This is a genomic window from Pseudomonas sp. GT1P32 (genome assembly GCF_054897805.1).
This window is the reverse complement of record NZ_CM142704.1, coordinates 3,926,129-3,941,031: the sequence shown is the minus strand read 5'-3', so window position 1 is coordinate 3,941,031 and position 14,903 is coordinate 3,926,129. Positions and strand designations below refer to the sequence as shown.

Below are 14,903 nucleotides of genomic sequence, written 5' to 3'. Positions count from 1 at the left end.
GATAGTGGCGTTACAGTCAAAACTGATGTCGACTGACACTCCGCCATCGCCGGCAAGCCGGTCTCGCTCCCACATTAGAAACGGGGGGCTTCAGATCCCCTGGCTACGCAACCAGCTCATCAACTGCGGCAACGGAAACGCCCCGCTCTGGCGTGCCACTTCCCGGCCGTTCTTGAACAGAATCAGGCTCGGAATCGAGCGAATCCCCAACTGCGCCGACAACTGCTGATTCGCCTCGCTATCCAGCTTGGCCAGCCTGCATTTGCCCGCCAACTGACTGGCCGCCTGCTCGAACACCGGCGCAAACGACTTGCACGGCCCGCACCAATCCGCCCACACGTCCACCAGCAACGGCAGATCGCCCTTTATCTGACTGGCGTAGTCACCTTGTTTCAATTCGAAAGGCTTGCTCAGCAAGACCTCGGCTTTGCAGCGACCGCATTTCGGCTGATCGCCGAGGCGCTCGGCGGGGATGCGGTTGAGGCCGTTGCAGTGGGGGCAGGGGATGAGGATGAGGAGTGGGTCGGACATAATCGGGCTCTGAATAAATGGGTAATCCATGACACTGATCTGGAGTCGAATACAGCTTTTATCAAGCAGGAAAAGGTTTTAGTGGGACGCTGCAATGTCGCAAATGCTCACATATTTCAGGCTTTCAGTTTGGGTTCCGTGGCTACGCTGGAGGCAGCCACAACCACCCCTGATGAGGAATTCGCTTTTGTCTTTTACCACGTGCTACTTTTGTTGCACTCATCGAGAAGTCGATATCTTTAAATTGTCGGATAGGAGTGATCCCATGTCCGTGACATCGAAAATCCGCCGTCAAGGTGGTGCTGCCGTTATTACTCTCCCGCCTACACTACTGAAGCTTTTGCACTTGGAGGTAGGGGCGCAGTTGGAACTTGACGTGGTCGACGGGGAGTTGATCGCACGTCCGGTCAGACAACCACTTCGCAAACGCTACAGCCTCGCCGAATTGCTTGAAGGTTCTGAAGAAGTAGCCAAGCTGAACGCGCAGACAGCATTTGCACGAGAGGGCGATCCAGTCGGCCGGGAGCTAGGCTGATGGTTAGGCGGCAAGCCCCGCAGCGGGGTGACGTCTACTGGATTGATCCAAATCCGGTTGCGGGCCGGGAGATGATGAACCGGCATCGCTTCGTGGTGATTACGCCCAGGGAGATAAACTCGCTCGGAGTGAGCATGACCGTGCCGATAACCAGTGCTGGGAGCTTTAGCCGAAACTCCGGATTGGCGGTCATAGTTTCTGGTCACGAAACGAACGGCGTCGCAGTGTGCAACCAAGTGCGCAGCTTCGACATTGAACAAAGAGTCCGTGATGGCTCGGCCAAATTCATCGAGCGACTGGATGACGTCACGATGGCCGATATCGTCGCTCGTGTTGTCAGTGTCATCGATCCTTTGGATTGAACCCCCTCAAGAGGAACAACTGATCTCCAAATGCTTCCCCCACTCCGGCGGCCGTTCGGCATAACCCTCCATCCCCGGTTGTTCCTCGAACGGATTGCTCAGCACCGCATGCAGCCGGCGAACCTCTGAATAGTCGCCGCTTTCCGCCGCATCGATGGCTTTCTGCGCCAGGTAGTTGCGCAGGATGTAGAGCGGATTGACCGCGTGCATCCGTTGGCGACGTTGTTCCTGGTCAACTTCACCTTCGCGGGCAACACGGGCGACATAGCGCTCGGCCCAGGCATCAAAGCCCTTGATGTCGACGAAGTCGTCGCGCAAGCGGGCGACGGCCAGCTCGGGAGACTCGTCGCCGAGGCGGCGGAAGAACAGGCTGTAATCGACGCCACTGTTCTGCATCAGTTGCAGCAGCTGTTCCAGCAGTTTCTGGTCATCGTCTTCGGCGGTGGTGAGGCCGAGGCGGCGGCGCATCAGGTCAAGGTAGTGAGCCTGGAACAGCGGCAAATACAGGCCGAGGGTTTCGCGCAGGGCTTCGACGCTGATGAACGGCGTCAGTGCCTGGGCCAGCGCGCTGAGGTTCCACTGGCCGATCGGCACCTGGTTGCTGAAGGAATAACGGCCCTGATCGTCGGAGTGGTTACAGATGAAGTTGGCGTCGAAGTCATCGAGGAAGGCGAACGGGCCGAAGTCGAAGGTGATGCCGAGGATCGACATGTTGTCGGTGTTCATCACGCCGTGGCAGAAGCCATAAGCCTGCCATTTGGCGATCAGCTCGGCATTGCGCTCGACGATTTCGCGGAACATCGCCAGGTACGGTTCTGGCTGTTCGAGGCATTCCGCGAAATGCATGGCCAGCACGTGCTCGCCGAGTTCTTTCTGCTTTTCGGGGCGTTTGGTGTAGTAGAAATACTCGAAATGCCCGAATCGCACATGGCTCGGTGACAGGCGCAGGATCATGGCTGCGCGTTCCTGTTTTTCGCGCCACACCGGCGTGTCGGAGCCGATCACGCACAACGCGCGGGTGGTCGGGATGTTCAGGGCATGCAGCGCTTCGGACGCAAGGAACTCGCGGATCGACGAGCGCAGCACCGCACGGCCATCGCCCATGCGCGAAAAAGGCGTCTGGCCTGCGCCCTTGAGGTGCAGGTCCCAATGCTCGCCGGCCTCGTTGTAGACCTCGCCCAGCAGCAGGCCGCGGCCATCGCCCAACTGCGGGTTGTAGGAACCGAACTGATGCCCGGAATACACCATCGCACGCGGCACCGCGTCGGCCCAAAGCTTGTGGCCGCTGAACAGCTCGGAGAACTCCGGGGTTTCGGCCACGGCCGGGTCAAGGTCGAGCAGCGCCATGGCGGCAGGGCTCGCGACGACCAGGCGCGGGTTGTCGATGGGCTCGGGCAGTACGTGGGCAGAAAACGTATCGCCCAGGCGATCGAAGCGATTATCGAAGGTCAGTTCGTCGAGGGCTTTCACCGGCCATCTCCAGCAGAATGTCCGAGCATTCTGCTAGGGATAGGGCGGTTAGTCGAGTTTGGCGGGCGGCGGCTCTTGCAGCGGTTTGCCATCGGCCATCGGCACGATGGTTTTGGTTTCCGGCTCGATGGGGACCATTTTGTATTCCTGGCCGTGCAGGTTCTTCAGGTAAACCTCCATCTGCCGGAACGAAATGTTGATGTGCTGCTTCTTGAACTCGCGGTTGATGAAGCGGTTGACCTCATCGAGTACCGGGTTGCGGTCACCGAGGTCACGCACATGCATGCGCAGCTCGTGGTCGAGGGTGCTTTCGCCGAAGTTCAGGAAGTACACATGCGGTTCCGGATCCTTCAGCACGCGCGGGTTGTCCCGGGCGGCTTTGAGCAGCAGTTCTTTCACCAGGTCCAGGTCTGAACCGTAATCGACGCCGAGCTTCAAGGTCACCCGGGTAATGGTGTCGGTCAGCGACCAGTTGATCAGTTGCCCGGTGATGAACGTCTTGTTCGGGACGATGATGTCCTTGCGGTCGAAGTCGGTGATGGTCGTGGCGCGGATGCGGATCTTGCTGACCGTGCCCGACAGGTTGCCGATGGTGATCGTGTCGCCGATCCGCACCGGGCGTTCGAACAGGATCATGATCCCGGAGATGAAGTTCGCAAAAATCTCCTGCATCCCGAAACCAAGTCCCACCGAAAGCGCCGCCACCAGCCACTGCAACTTGTCCCAACTCACGCCGAGCGTGGACAGGGTCGAGACGAAACCAATGCCGGCGATCACGTAAGACAGCAGCGTGGTCGTGGCGTAGGCACTGCCCTGCGCCAGGTTCAGCTTCGACAATACGAACACTTCCAGCAGCCCTGGCAAGTTGCGCGCGAGGGCGAAGGTTATGCCGATGATGATCAGCGCCCCCAGCATGTCGCCGATGCTGATCGGCACCATGCTCATGTTGGCGCCGGTGCCGCTGGTGTATTCGTAGAGGGTGATGTTGTCGAGGTACGAGAACACCGAAATCAGATCGGACCAGACCCAGTACAGCGCAGCGATGAAACCGCCGAGCAGCGCCAGGCGAATCAGGCGCAGCGACTGCTCGTTGACCTTCTCGATGTCCAGGGTCGGCTCTTCGATCACCGCTTCGCCATCGCCGGCCTCTTTCGCGGCCTGACGTTTGGCCAGGGCGCGCTGGTACGCGAGACGGCGTGCCGCAACGCTCAGGCCGCGGACGAACGTGGCTTCGATCACCAGCCAGAACATCAGCAGGTAAAGCGTGTTGATCAAGCGGTCGCTGAGCTTCAGCGCGGTGTAGTAGTAGCCGAAGCACACCGCCACGAACAGCGCGACAGGCAGGACGGTGAACAGGACCCCGACCGCTTTGCGGAATAACGAGGCGTTTTCGTGCGTCGGGCTGCTGATCAGCAATCGGCTGAGCAGCCAGGTCATCAACGCGTAGCAGATCAGTACGACCGGCATGCCCAGCACGTCATCGGCCAGCCCCGCCGGTTGCAGCTCGGCAACGGCCACCACCGCGACCAACGCCATGACCACCAGCCCGAGACGACGGACCCAGCCCTGGAGGAATTCGACCTGAGGCTTTTCCCAGCGGAAATGCAGTTCGGCGACGCCGCCCGGCGCGAGGATCCGGTAGGCGGTGTAGAACACCAGCCAGGCCTGAGCCATTTGCAGCAGCGCCGCGCCCATGTTGGCGTTTTGCCCCCGAGCGTCGATTTGCAGGGCCAGGCCACACAGGGCCAGGCCCAGCGCAACCGGCAATGCCAGCAGGATATTGACCAGAATCGCCTGCGGCGTGTGCAACTGGCTGTCACGCTTGAAGTGGCCGATGTCCTGGTGAACCTTGTTCAGTCGGGCATATAGGCTTTTACGCCGCCACAGCAGGGCACCGATCACCAGTACCAACGGTAGAAACAGCAGCGGTCGCTGAGTCAGGCCGTCAATCAATTCACTCACGCTCGACGCCAGCGGCAGGCTCGCCACCTGGCGTTGCAGACGCTCCGGCACGCTGCGTATCCATTCAGGGTCCAGCGGCTTGTTGCTGGGAATCCAGAACATCTGTTCGTCTAGGGTCGCCCGCAGGCTTTGTGCGGTGCTGAGCAGTTGCTTCTGATTGAGTTGCAGCGTGATCGATTCGTTGAGCACCGCGCTGAGTTCGCGGCTCAGCCGCTCCAGCAGATCGGCGCGGGTCGTGGCCAGTTCCAGCAGGCTCTTGCGCAGTTGCGGGGTGACTTGCTCGGGCGGCTGAGTCGACAGCAGGTTGTCGACATAGGTCGCCGGGTTGCTGAGCAATTCCCGTTGCTGACTGACTTCGAACTGATACAGGCGAATGTCGGCGATCTGGTCGGCCAGGTTGCGGTCGACCTTGAGGCGCGGCAGACCCTGTTTCTGTTTGTAGAGGATTTTCGACAGCAGCAGGCTGCCCTTGAGTACGCTGATTTGCTCGTCGAGGGCCGAATCGCTCTGGGTTACGTTATCGAGTTGCTGCTTGGTTTGCAGGTTCTGCTGGGTGACTTCGTTGAGACGGTCGGTGCTCTTGAGCAGGTAGTCCGAAAGCTTCAGGTTTGCCGCACTTTCGGTGGCCAGCAGGGTGCTGCTGCCGGACTTTTGCGCCTCGATCGACTGCTGTGTCACCGTCTCCTGGGACTGGGCCAGGCGTTTCTGGTTGATCAGGTTTTGCAGCTCCTGGATTTCGCGATCCAGGCGGTCGGATTTTTCCGAGAGCAAGTCATGCTGGCTGTTGCCCAGGTCCTGCAACTGGCTGTTGCCGGCCAGTTCCTGGCGACGCAGCGGGATCAGCGCATTCAGTGCCGCGAGTTCGGCATTGAGCAGGTCACGTTGTTCACTGCTCAAGGTCTTGCCGTTGTCTTTGCCGGCCTTGAGGATGTTATTGATCTGCTGGATGCGCGTCTGGCTGGTGGAAATTTCGGCCTGGGCGCGCTCAGGGCGGGTCTGGGCGGTAATGACCAGGCTGTTCGCATCGGCGAGGGCTTTTTGCAGATCGCTTTGCTGGGTAGCGCGCTCGGTCAGCATTTGCTCGAGCTGCTGCACGGATTCTTTGCTATAGCGTTGCGCCACAGGGATGGCGCTGGTGGCTTTGAGGCGCGTCAGCTCGCGCTGGTTCTCGATGTTCTGCTTGGGCGCGGTAGCGAGTTGCTGCTTGAGATCGGCCAGCTTGCGCTCGTAATCACGCTTGTTGTTGAGCTGGGTCAGCGTGCTTTGCAGCAGCGTTTGCAGGGCTTTCTGATCGGCTTCCGGCAGTTTGCGGTCGGCGATCTTGTCCAGGCTCGCCTGCACGGCTTCGCTGGACGGCGGTTCCGCCGCTTGCAACGTGCCGACAGACAGACTCAAGCCCAGCAGGGCCATGATGAAAAAGGTGCGCAGGGTTGACATAGAGACCGATCGAAAACGAGACGAAGAATGAAGTTTAGAGGAAGAGTCCCGGACCCGGGCGACTTCCTTCGGGGAATCTGACGCCCACTTTGCCGATCTTGTTCCCTTCCATGACCGCGACGGTCCAGATGGTGTTGTTCCACTCCACCTGGTCACCCACGACTGGCGCACCGCCCACTTTGTGAGCAATGAAACTGGCCAGAGTCATGTCCGGATCGATGTCTTCGACTTTCAACCCGTACAGGGCAGCAACCGCCGCCAGCTGGGCATCTCCTTCGAGTACGAAGTCGCCGAAGAAACGCAAATCGAGGCCTCGTTGAGGCGCCTGGCTAAACAGTTTTCCAAGGGCCGGCAGGTTGTGTTCGTGGCCGATTACGCAGAGCAAATCATCGACTTCGAGCACTGTACTACCCGACGGATGGAGCAGTTGCTGGCCACGAAACAGTGCGGCGATGCGTGTGCCTTCGGGCATTTTCAGTTCGCGAAGGGGCGAACCGATGCACCATTTTTCGGCACCGAGGCGATAAACGAACAGCTCCCACTCGCTGGTGACATGCACTTCCAAGGCTGAACGCGAGATCGGCGCAGGTTCCGGTGGCACCGTCACCTTTAACAGTTTGGCGATCCACGGCAGGCTCGTCCCCTGTACCAGAAGCGACACCAGCACAATAAAGAAGGCGAGGTTGAAGTAGAGCTGGGCGTTGGGCAGGCCGGCCATCAGCGGGAACACCGCGAGAATGATCGGGACCGCGCCGCGCAGGCCAACCCAGGAAATGAAGGCTTTTTCGCGACCGTGGAAGGCCTTGAATGGCAGCAGGCCGACCAGCACCGACAGTGGCCGTGCGAACAGGATCATCCACAGCGCCAGGCCCAGCGCGGGCAAGGCGATCGGCAGCAAGTCGTGCGGCGTGACCAGCAGGCCCAGCACAAGGAACATGCCGATCTGCGCCAGCCACGCCATGCCGTCGAGCATGTGCAGAATCCCGTGGCGGCTGCGTACCGGACGGTTGCCGATCACCAGGCCGCACAGGTAAACCGCGAGGAAACCGCTGCCATGCAGGGCGTTGGTCAGGGCGAACACCACCAGGCCGCCGGCGATCACCAGAATCGGATAGAGGCCGGTGGCCAGATTGATCCGGTTGACCAATTGCAACATCAGCCAACCGCCACCGAGCCCGATCACACCGCCGATGCCGAACTCGCGCAGCAGGTGGGTCAGCAGGCTCCAGTGCAGGCCGGTCTGGCCGCTGGCGAGCATGTCGATCAGGGTGACGGTGAGGAACACCGCCATCGGGTCGTTGCTGCCGGATTCGATTTCGAGACTGGCGGTGACCCGTTCGTTCAGGCCTTTGCCGCCGAGCAGCGAGAACACCGCCGCAGCATCCGTGGAGCCGACGATGGCGCCGATCAGCAGGCCCTGAATCAGGTTCAGATCGAACAACCACGCCGCGGCTATGCCGGTCAGCCCGGTGGTGATCAACACCCCGACCGTGGCCAGCGACAGCGCCGGCCATAACGCCACGCGAAAACTCGACACCCTGGTGCGCAAACCGCCATCGAGCAGGATCACCGCCAGTGCGAGGTTGCCGACCAGATAGGCCGTTGGGTAGTTATCGAAAATAATCCCGCCGCCATCGACGCCGGCGGCCATGCCCACGGCCAGAATGATCACCAGAATCGGGATGCCGAGGCGGGACGAAAGTGAGCTCACCAGAATGCTCGCACCTACCAGCAACGCGCCGATCAAGAACAGGCTGTTGATGGTCGTCGCATTCAAAGGCAGTACTCCAGAAAGCTGAAAGGCGGGCGCAAACTGACCATGCAGTCTGCGTGCCAGCGATTCTAACCTGTTGAAATGTGATGCTGTCAAAAAGCTTTTGCAGATCAAAAGCCCGACACATGATCCGTCCACACGCGATCCCTTGTAGGAGCCGGCTTGCCGGCGATGGGGCCCTCAAGTTTTGCGATGATCTTGAGACCGCCATCGCCAGCAAGCCGGCTCCTACAAGGGATTTGTGGTGTTAGCGGATCAGAGGCTGAACCGTCCAACCATTGTGTTCAGGTCCACTGCCAATCGCGACAGCTCGTTGCTCGCGGCGCTGGTCTGATTGGCGCCGGTGGCCGATTGCACCGACAGATCACGAATGTTCACCAGGTTACGGTCCACTTCACGGGCCACTTGGGCCTGTTCTTCGGCCGCGCTGGCGATCACCAGGTTGCGTTCGTTGATTTCGACGATGGCGCTGTTGATCGTGTCCAGCGACATCCCTGCGCCGCGAGCGATATTCAAGGTCGACTCGGCGCGCTCGGTGCTGTTGCGCATCGAATCCACCGCGTGCTCGGTGCCGGTCTGAATGCTGCCGATCATGCGTTCGATTTCGCTGGTCGATTGCTGAGTGCGGTGCGCCAGGGCACGCACTTCGTCCGCCACCACCGCAAAACCGCGCCCGGCTTCACCGGCACGGGCCGCTTCAATGGCGGCGTTCAAGGCCAGCAGGTTGGTCTGGTCCGCCAGGCCACGGATCACGTCCAGTACCTTGCCGATGTCGCGGGATTCATTGGCCAGATCGCCGATCAACGTTGCCGTGCTCTGCACATCGGCGCTCATGCGTTCGATGGCGCTGACGGTTTCCTGCACCAGATCACGACCGTCACCGGCCGACGTGGTGGCGTTTTTCGACGCTTCCGAGGTGCTCACCGCGTTGCGTGCGACTTCTTCCACGGCGCTGGTCATTTCGTTGACAGCGGTGGCGGCCTGTTCGATTTCATTGTTCTGTTGGGTCAGGCCACGGGCGCTTTCGTCGGTGACACTGTTGAGCTCTTCAGCGGCGGAGGCCAGTTGCGTGGCCGAGCCGGAAATCCGCTGCAGGGTGTCACGCAGCTTGTCTTGCATCTTCGACATGGCCAGCAGCAAACGGCCGGCTTCGTCTTCGCCATCAACGGTGATCGGGCGAGTCAGGTTGCCTTCGGCGATTTGTTCGGCAGCGCTCAAGGCATTGGCGATTGGCTTGGTGATGCTGTTGGTCAGCAGCCAGGCAAACAGCACGGTCAGGCCGGTAGCGATGACCAGCAAGGTGATCACCAGATTGAAGGCCGAATCGTATTGATCGGCGGCGCGCTGATTGGTGTCGAGGGTCTGCTGGGTGTTGATCTCCAGCAAGCGATTGAGCACCGCGTTGACGGCTTCGGAGTTGGTCAGCAGATCAGTGTTGAGCAGCGTGCGCAGTTCATCGACCTGATTGTTGCGCGACAGGGTTTTCATCCGGTCTTCGATCTGACGGTATTGCCCCAGCAACTGTATGTATTGATCGTAGGCTGCACGTTCCTGCGGGCTGGCGATCAGTTTTTCGTAGGTGGCTTGAGCCGCACGAATCTGTTGGTTGCGCGTGTCCAGCAGCTCCATGGTTTTCTGCTGAACATCGGGCTCGCGGTTCACCAGCAAACGGTAGGACAGCACCCGCAAGCGCAAGGTGAGTTGAGTGAACTCGTCGAGGCTTTTGATACTCGGCACGCTGCTCAAGGTGATCTCCTCGGCAGCACCGCGAATCTTGCTCATCTGGTTCAAGGCAAACACCCCCAGAACCAGCATCAGACCGCCAATCAGGGCGAAACCGAGGAACGCCCGCGGAGCGATATTCATATTACGAAGAGACATGGTGTTTACCGAAAAGAGCGCACCTGTGCGGCGCTGAGACTGACGTATGGATGACTTATCGGTCATACGACTAAAGTCTTGAGGGGCTGCGCGTATTTGTCGCAGTCAGACCGTTTCCTGTAGGAGCGAAGCTTGCTCGCGAAGGGCGTTAACGGTAACGCGTGCAGTCTGGATGAACGCGTTGTCTGGACGTCCTTCGCGAGCAAGCATCGCTCCTACAGAAACTATGGCGACGAAGTGCAGGAACCAGATCCGCCAATCACAGTCTTTAAAGTTCGCGAGGAAGGTCGCCCGCCATGAAAATCAAGGCCTTGCGCCCCAATAACCCTGGCATCCGTGGTGACTTTTCTTTATCGTACGCGCCCCTTGAAAATGCTTGGAAAATCAAAATGTTGGAAGCATCCCTAAGCCAATTGGAACAACTGGTCAGCGACCTTGTTCAACAGAACCAGAGCCTGCTCGGCACCAACCAGGCCCTGAGTGCAGAACTGGCCCAGGCCAAGGATGAAAACGAAAGCCTGCAACTGAGCCTGATGGAACAGGAAGAGAAACAAGGTGCGACCGCCGCTCGCATTCAAGCCCTGGTTGAACGCGTCAGCGCCGGCCCGGTCAGCGCATGAGTGTCGGCGCCGCAGGGGTAAAAGTCGTCTCGATCCTGGGGGAGGACTATTCGATCAAGGCGCCGGCCGGGGAAGAGCAAACCCTGCTGGACGCCGCATTGATGTTGAAGGCTGCTTTGGCCGACACCAAAAGAAAGTACCCGGCTCTGATCGGTGACCGCCTTCTGGTACTGGCCGCGATGAATCTGTGTTCTCAGCAGATCGAAATGAAAAAGCAGCACAAGCTCGAACTCGACCGTTACCAAGAGCAAGTCAGCGCCACGGTTGAAGTGATCTCCAAGACGATCAATCAGGCCTGATCGGCTTTGCGCACAACCAAAGAATAAATTGTCGTTTGTGTTGTATACAATCGGCGCGGCTGTTGCAGTGTTTCAGCCTCTTATTCTTTGGGGGTGCTCCATGCAGTTCTGGCGTCGAAGTATTCAGTGGCAGTTGATCCTCAGTATGGGCACCGCCCTGCTGGTCAGTATTCTGATCGTGGTTGGCGTTTATACCCTCGTGGTCAACCGTCTCGCCCAGAGCTACCTGGTCGAACAAGCGCTGCCGTCGAGCATCGAAGCGATGCGCAACGACATCGAGCGCATCCTCGTGCAACCCCTCACCGCCGCCAAGGACATCGCCAGCAACAGCATGGTGCGCGACTGGTTGGCCGGGGGTGAAAACAGTGCCCAGACCGCCGCGTTCGTGCAGTATCTGGAAGGTATCCGCGCCGAACACAAAGCCTTTACCGCGTTAATTGTCGGTACGGCTTCAAACCACTATTTCACTGAAAAAGGCCTGGACCGTAGCCTCAGCCGTTCCAATCCCAAAGACGCCTGGTTCTATTCGTTCCTCGACAGCAACCAGCCGCGCACCCTCAATATCGACAACGACACAGCCACCGGAGAATTGGCGCTGTTCATCGACCTCAAGGTCGAGCAGGCCGGCAAAGTCGTGGGCGTTGCCGGGCTTGGCCTGAGCATGAAAGAGTTGTCGGAGCTGATTCACAGCTTCACCTTCGGTGAGCGCGGCAAGGTCTATCTCGTGCGTTCCGACGGTTTGATCCAGGTTCACCCCGAAGCGCAATTCAGTGGCAAACGCACCTTGGTCGAGCAAATCGGTGAGTCGGCCGCGCAGGCAGTCATGGGTCAAAAAGCTGCCAGCAGCAGCTTCGTGCGTGATGGCGAAGACTTCCTGGCGTTGAGCCTGCCGCTGAGGGACTTGGGCTGGACCCTGGTGGCCGAAGTGCCACAGTCGCAGATTTACGCCGAAGCCCGCCGCGCCATGTGGATGAGCAGCGGCATTGGCCTGGCGGTGGCGTTGGTGTGCCTGTTGCTGGTGGTGTTGCTGGCCCGTGGGTTGGTGCGGCCGATCCGTCAGGTAACAGCAGCGTTGGTTGCCATCGGTAGCGGTGGTGGAGATTTGACCCACCGGTTAGATTCCAGCCGCGCCGATGAACTGGGTGACCTGGCGCGCGGCTTCAATCGATTCCTCGACAGTCAGCGCGAGATGATCGGCGAAGTGCTGACCACCAGTGAGCGTTTGCGCACAGCAGTCAGCCAGGTGGCGAAGGTTGTGGACAACACCGCCGAACGCTCCGGGCGTCAGCAGGAAATGACCGACATGGTCGCCACCGCCGTCCACGAAATGGGCCTGACCGTGCAGGAAATCGCGCAGAACGCCGGTAACGCGGCGGTTGCCTCGCAGGATGCTCGCGATGAGGCGATGCAGGCGCGGGAAGTGGTCGGTGGGTCGATCCGACATATTGAAAGCATGTCCGATGAAATCGGTCTCGCCGCCAGTGCCGTGGGCGAACTGGCTGATCAGGTGGCGTCGATCGATCAGGTGTTGGCGGTGATTCGCGGGATTTCCGAGCAGACCAACCTGTTGGCGTTGAATGCGGCTATTGAAGCAGCGCGGGCTGGAGACATGGGCCGTGGGTTTGCGGTAGTTGCCGATGAGGTGCGGACGCTTGCACGGCGAACTCAAACGTCCACCGATGAAATTCAGCAAATCATCGGCAGCCTCAAGCAAGGCGCGGAGAACGCGGTGTCGTCGATGCACACCGGTCAAGCGGCGACGGGCACCGGTGTCGAATCGAGTCAGCGCACCGGGACGTCGCTGACCGCGATTACCGGGCAGATCGAGCGTATCAGCGACATGAACCACCAAGTCGCGACCGCGACGGAAGAACAGTCGGCGGTGACCGAAGAGATCAACCGCAACGTGCAGGGGATTTCCGATCTGGCCCGGGCGACGGCAGGGGAGGTCAGGGCTTGCCGAGAGGATTGCCAGACGTTGCAGCGGTTGGCGGATGATTTGGCGCGGCAGATGGGTGGGTTCAAACTGAGTTGATGTGTTGTCTTCGCTGACGCCATCGCCGGCAAGCCGGCTCCTACACAGTTGTGGTCGAGCACGATCCTGCGCTCAACACGGACCCCTGTAGGAGCTGGCTTGCCAGCGATTGGATTTCAGCAGCGCTACAGGGTGTGATCAGAACCACTCATCCTGCATGTTCAAACACACATCATCCCGCGCCTCAAGAATCGCCAATTCATGGTGGCAACCCGGCACTTCCCAGGTCAGGAAATACCGCGCCGCCTGCAGCTTGCCTTTATAGAAGCTCACATCCGCCGCATTCCCCTTGGCCAACCCTTCCTCAGCACGAATCGCCTGCTCCAGCCAGCGCCAGCCAATCACTGTGTGCCCGAACACTTTCAAGTACAGCGCCGAATTCGCCAGGCTGCTGTTGACCTTGCCTTGAGCCAGGTCGGTCAGCAAACCGAGGGTTACGGTTTGCAGGCGGGCCACCAGCTTCTCCAACGGTTCACGCAGCGCATTCAACGATTCGTACGCTTGCGCCCGCTCGGCAGTGTCGGCGATCAGGCGGATCAATTGCTTCAGTCCCGCACCACCGTTCTGTGCCAGTTTGCGGCCCAGCAAGTCCAGTGACTGAATGCCGTGGGTGCCTTCATGAATCGGGTTCAGACGGTTGTCGCGGTAATACTGCTCAACCGGGTATTCGCGGGTATAACCGTGGCCGCCGAGAATCTGGATCGCCAGTTCGTTGGCCTTCAGGCAAAACTCCGACGGCCAGGATTTGACGATTGGCGTCAGCAAGTCCAGCAGCTCATGGGCCTGTTTGCGCTCGGCTTCGGTCGCAAGCGTCGTGGTGTCATCGAACAATCGCGCCGCGTACAGCCCGAGGTCGAACGAGCCTTCGACGTAGGCTTTTTGCGTGAGCAACATGCGTTTGACGTCGGCGTGCTGAATGATCGCCACCGGCGCGGTGTTCGGGTCTTTGCTGTCCGGCACGCGGCCCTGCGGACGCTCGCGGGCGTACTCCAGCGAATACAGGTAACCGGCGTAACCGAGCATCACCGCGCCCATGCCGACGCCGATCCGTGCTTCGTTCATCATCTGGAACATGTAGCTCAAACCGTGGTGCGGCTTGCCCACCAGATAACCGACGCACTCACCGTTATCACCGAAGTTCAGTGCCGTGGATGTCGTGCCGCGCCAGCCCATCTTGTGGAACAGCCCGGCCAGCAACACGTCGTTGCGCTTACCGAGGCTGCCGTCATCGTTGACCAGGAACTTGGGCACGATAAACAGCGAAATGCCTTTCACTCCGGCCGGTGCGTCCGGCAACTTGGCCAGCACCATGTGCACGATGTTTTCCGACAGCGGGTGATCGCCGCCGGAGATGAAGATCTTGTTGCCCTTGAGTCGATAGGTGCCGTCAGAAGCAGGCTCTGCGCGAGTACGAATATCCGACAACGACGAACCGGCATGGGGCTCGGTCAGGGCCATGGTGCCGAAGAAACGGCCGTCGATCATCGGTTGCAGGAAGCGCTGTTTCTGTTCCTCGGTGCCGAAGCTTTCGATCAGGTTCGCCGCGCCCATGGTCAGGAACGGGTACGAAGTCGAAGCTGCGTTGGCTGACTGGAAGTGTGCGAAACAAGCCTGGGACAACAGCGTAGGAAGTTGCATGCCACCGGCGTCGAAACTGCGCGCAGCATTGAGGAAACCGGCTTCAAGGAAGGCATCCACCGCTGGTTTCACTTCCGGAATCAGAATCGCCTGACCGTCCTCAAAGCGCGGCTCGTTCTCGTCGCCCTTGCGGTTGTGCGGGGCGAAAAACTTCTCGGCGATGCTGCGCGCGGTGCCGATGGCGGCGTCGAAGGTCTCGCGATTGTGCTCGGCGAAACGCTCACGCTGGGTCAGGCCTTCGGCGTCGAGGACTTCATACAGCTCGAAAGCCAGATTGCGGGAACTGAGCAACGTCTCGGACATGGCGGCCTACCTTTTTTTGGAATGGACCGAGTCTAGGCGTGGGGCGGTTTGGGCGA

11 protein-coding genes and 1 pseudogene are annotated in these 14,903 nt (G+C 59.8%); 5 read left to right on the top strand and 7 right to left on the bottom strand.

The window, feature by feature from the left end:
- Nucleotides 1-90: 90 nt before the first annotated feature.
- Nucleotides 91-531 (bottom strand): thioredoxin TrxC, encoded by a 441-nt coding sequence (gene trxC, locus ACYZUC_RS17980; RefSeq protein WP_461989533.1) that lies wholly within the window; start codon nucleotides 529-531, stop codon nucleotides 91-93.
- A gap of 265 nt (nucleotides 532-796) precedes the next feature.
- Here trxC and mazE point away from each other — a divergent pair, with 265 nt between their 5' ends.
- On the top strand, nucleotides 797-1,066 hold the full coding sequence (gene mazE, locus ACYZUC_RS17975; RefSeq protein WP_461989532.1) for a type II toxin-antitoxin system antitoxin MazE: 270 nt from the start codon (nucleotides 797-799) through the stop codon (nucleotides 1,064-1,066).
- A complete protein-coding gene (gene mazF, locus ACYZUC_RS17970) occupies nucleotides 1,066-1,428 on the top strand; it encodes a type II toxin-antitoxin system toxin MazF (RefSeq protein ID WP_461989531.1) in 363 nt (120 codons plus the stop codon). The genes mazE and mazF overlap by 1 nt, the downstream gene beginning before the upstream one ends.
- Before the next feature lie 6 nt (nucleotides 1,429-1,434).
- On the opposite strand, the gene selO is transcribed toward mazF, so the two are convergent.
- From selO to ACYZUC_RS17945, 5 genes and pseudogenes are all read right to left on the bottom strand, one after another.
- Complete coding sequence (gene selO, locus ACYZUC_RS17965; RefSeq protein WP_461989530.1) at nucleotides 1,435-2,898, bottom strand: protein adenylyltransferase SelO; 1,464 nt, start codon at nucleotides 2,896-2,898, stop codon at nucleotides 1,435-1,437.
- A gap of 48 nt (nucleotides 2,899-2,946) precedes the next feature.
- Nucleotides 2,947-6,297, bottom strand: coding sequence for a mechanosensitive channel MscK (gene mscK / locus ACYZUC_RS17960; protein ID WP_461989529.1), 3,351 nt, complete (start codon nucleotides 6,295-6,297; stop codon nucleotides 2,947-2,949).
- A gap of 34 nt (nucleotides 6,298-6,331) precedes the next feature.
- Nucleotides 6,332-8,074: a potassium/proton antiporter gene (locus tag ACYZUC_RS17955; RefSeq protein ID WP_461989528.1), complete on the bottom strand. Its 1,743-nt coding sequence runs from the start codon at nucleotides 8,072-8,074 to the stop codon at nucleotides 6,332-6,334.
- A gap of 252 nt (nucleotides 8,075-8,326) precedes the next feature.
- Nucleotides 8,327-9,190 (bottom strand): methyl-accepting chemotaxis protein, encoded by an 864-nt coding sequence (locus ACYZUC_RS17950; protein WP_407013414.1) that lies wholly within the window; start codon nucleotides 9,188-9,190, stop codon nucleotides 8,327-8,329.
- A pseudogene (locus ACYZUC_RS17945) lies at nucleotides 9,182-9,937 on the bottom strand (MCP four helix bundle domain-containing protein); the annotation flags it as partial. The pseudogene ACYZUC_RS17945 and the gene ACYZUC_RS17950, both read right to left, overlap by 9 nt.
- Before the next feature lie 404 nt (nucleotides 9,938-10,341).
- Here ACYZUC_RS17945 and ACYZUC_RS17940 point away from each other — a divergent pair.
- From ACYZUC_RS17940 to ACYZUC_RS17930, 3 genes are all read left to right on the top strand, one after another.
- The gene (locus ACYZUC_RS17940; RefSeq protein WP_077045075.1) at nucleotides 10,342-10,572 is read left to right on the top strand and encodes a hypothetical protein; all 231 of its coding nucleotides are present in this window, start codon (nucleotides 10,342-10,344) and stop codon (nucleotides 10,570-10,572) included.
- The gene (locus ACYZUC_RS17935; protein WP_461989527.1) at nucleotides 10,569-10,871 is read left to right on the top strand and encodes a cell division protein ZapA; all 303 of its coding nucleotides are present in this window, start codon (nucleotides 10,569-10,571) and stop codon (nucleotides 10,869-10,871) included. Before ACYZUC_RS17940 ends, ACYZUC_RS17935 begins: the two co-directional genes overlap by 4 nt.
- Before the next feature lie 100 nt (nucleotides 10,872-10,971).
- Entirely contained in the window at nucleotides 10,972-12,906 is a 1,935-nt protein-coding gene (locus tag ACYZUC_RS17930; protein ID WP_461989526.1) for a methyl-accepting chemotaxis protein, read from the top strand.
- A gap of 138 nt (nucleotides 12,907-13,044) precedes the next feature.
- On the opposite strand, the gene ACYZUC_RS17925 is transcribed toward ACYZUC_RS17930, so the two are convergent.
- Nucleotides 13,045-14,847, bottom strand: a complete 1,803-nt coding sequence (locus ACYZUC_RS17925; protein ID WP_461989525.1) for an acyl-CoA dehydrogenase — start codon at nucleotides 14,845-14,847, stop codon at nucleotides 13,045-13,047.
- Nucleotides 14,848-14,903: the final 56 nt, after the last annotated feature.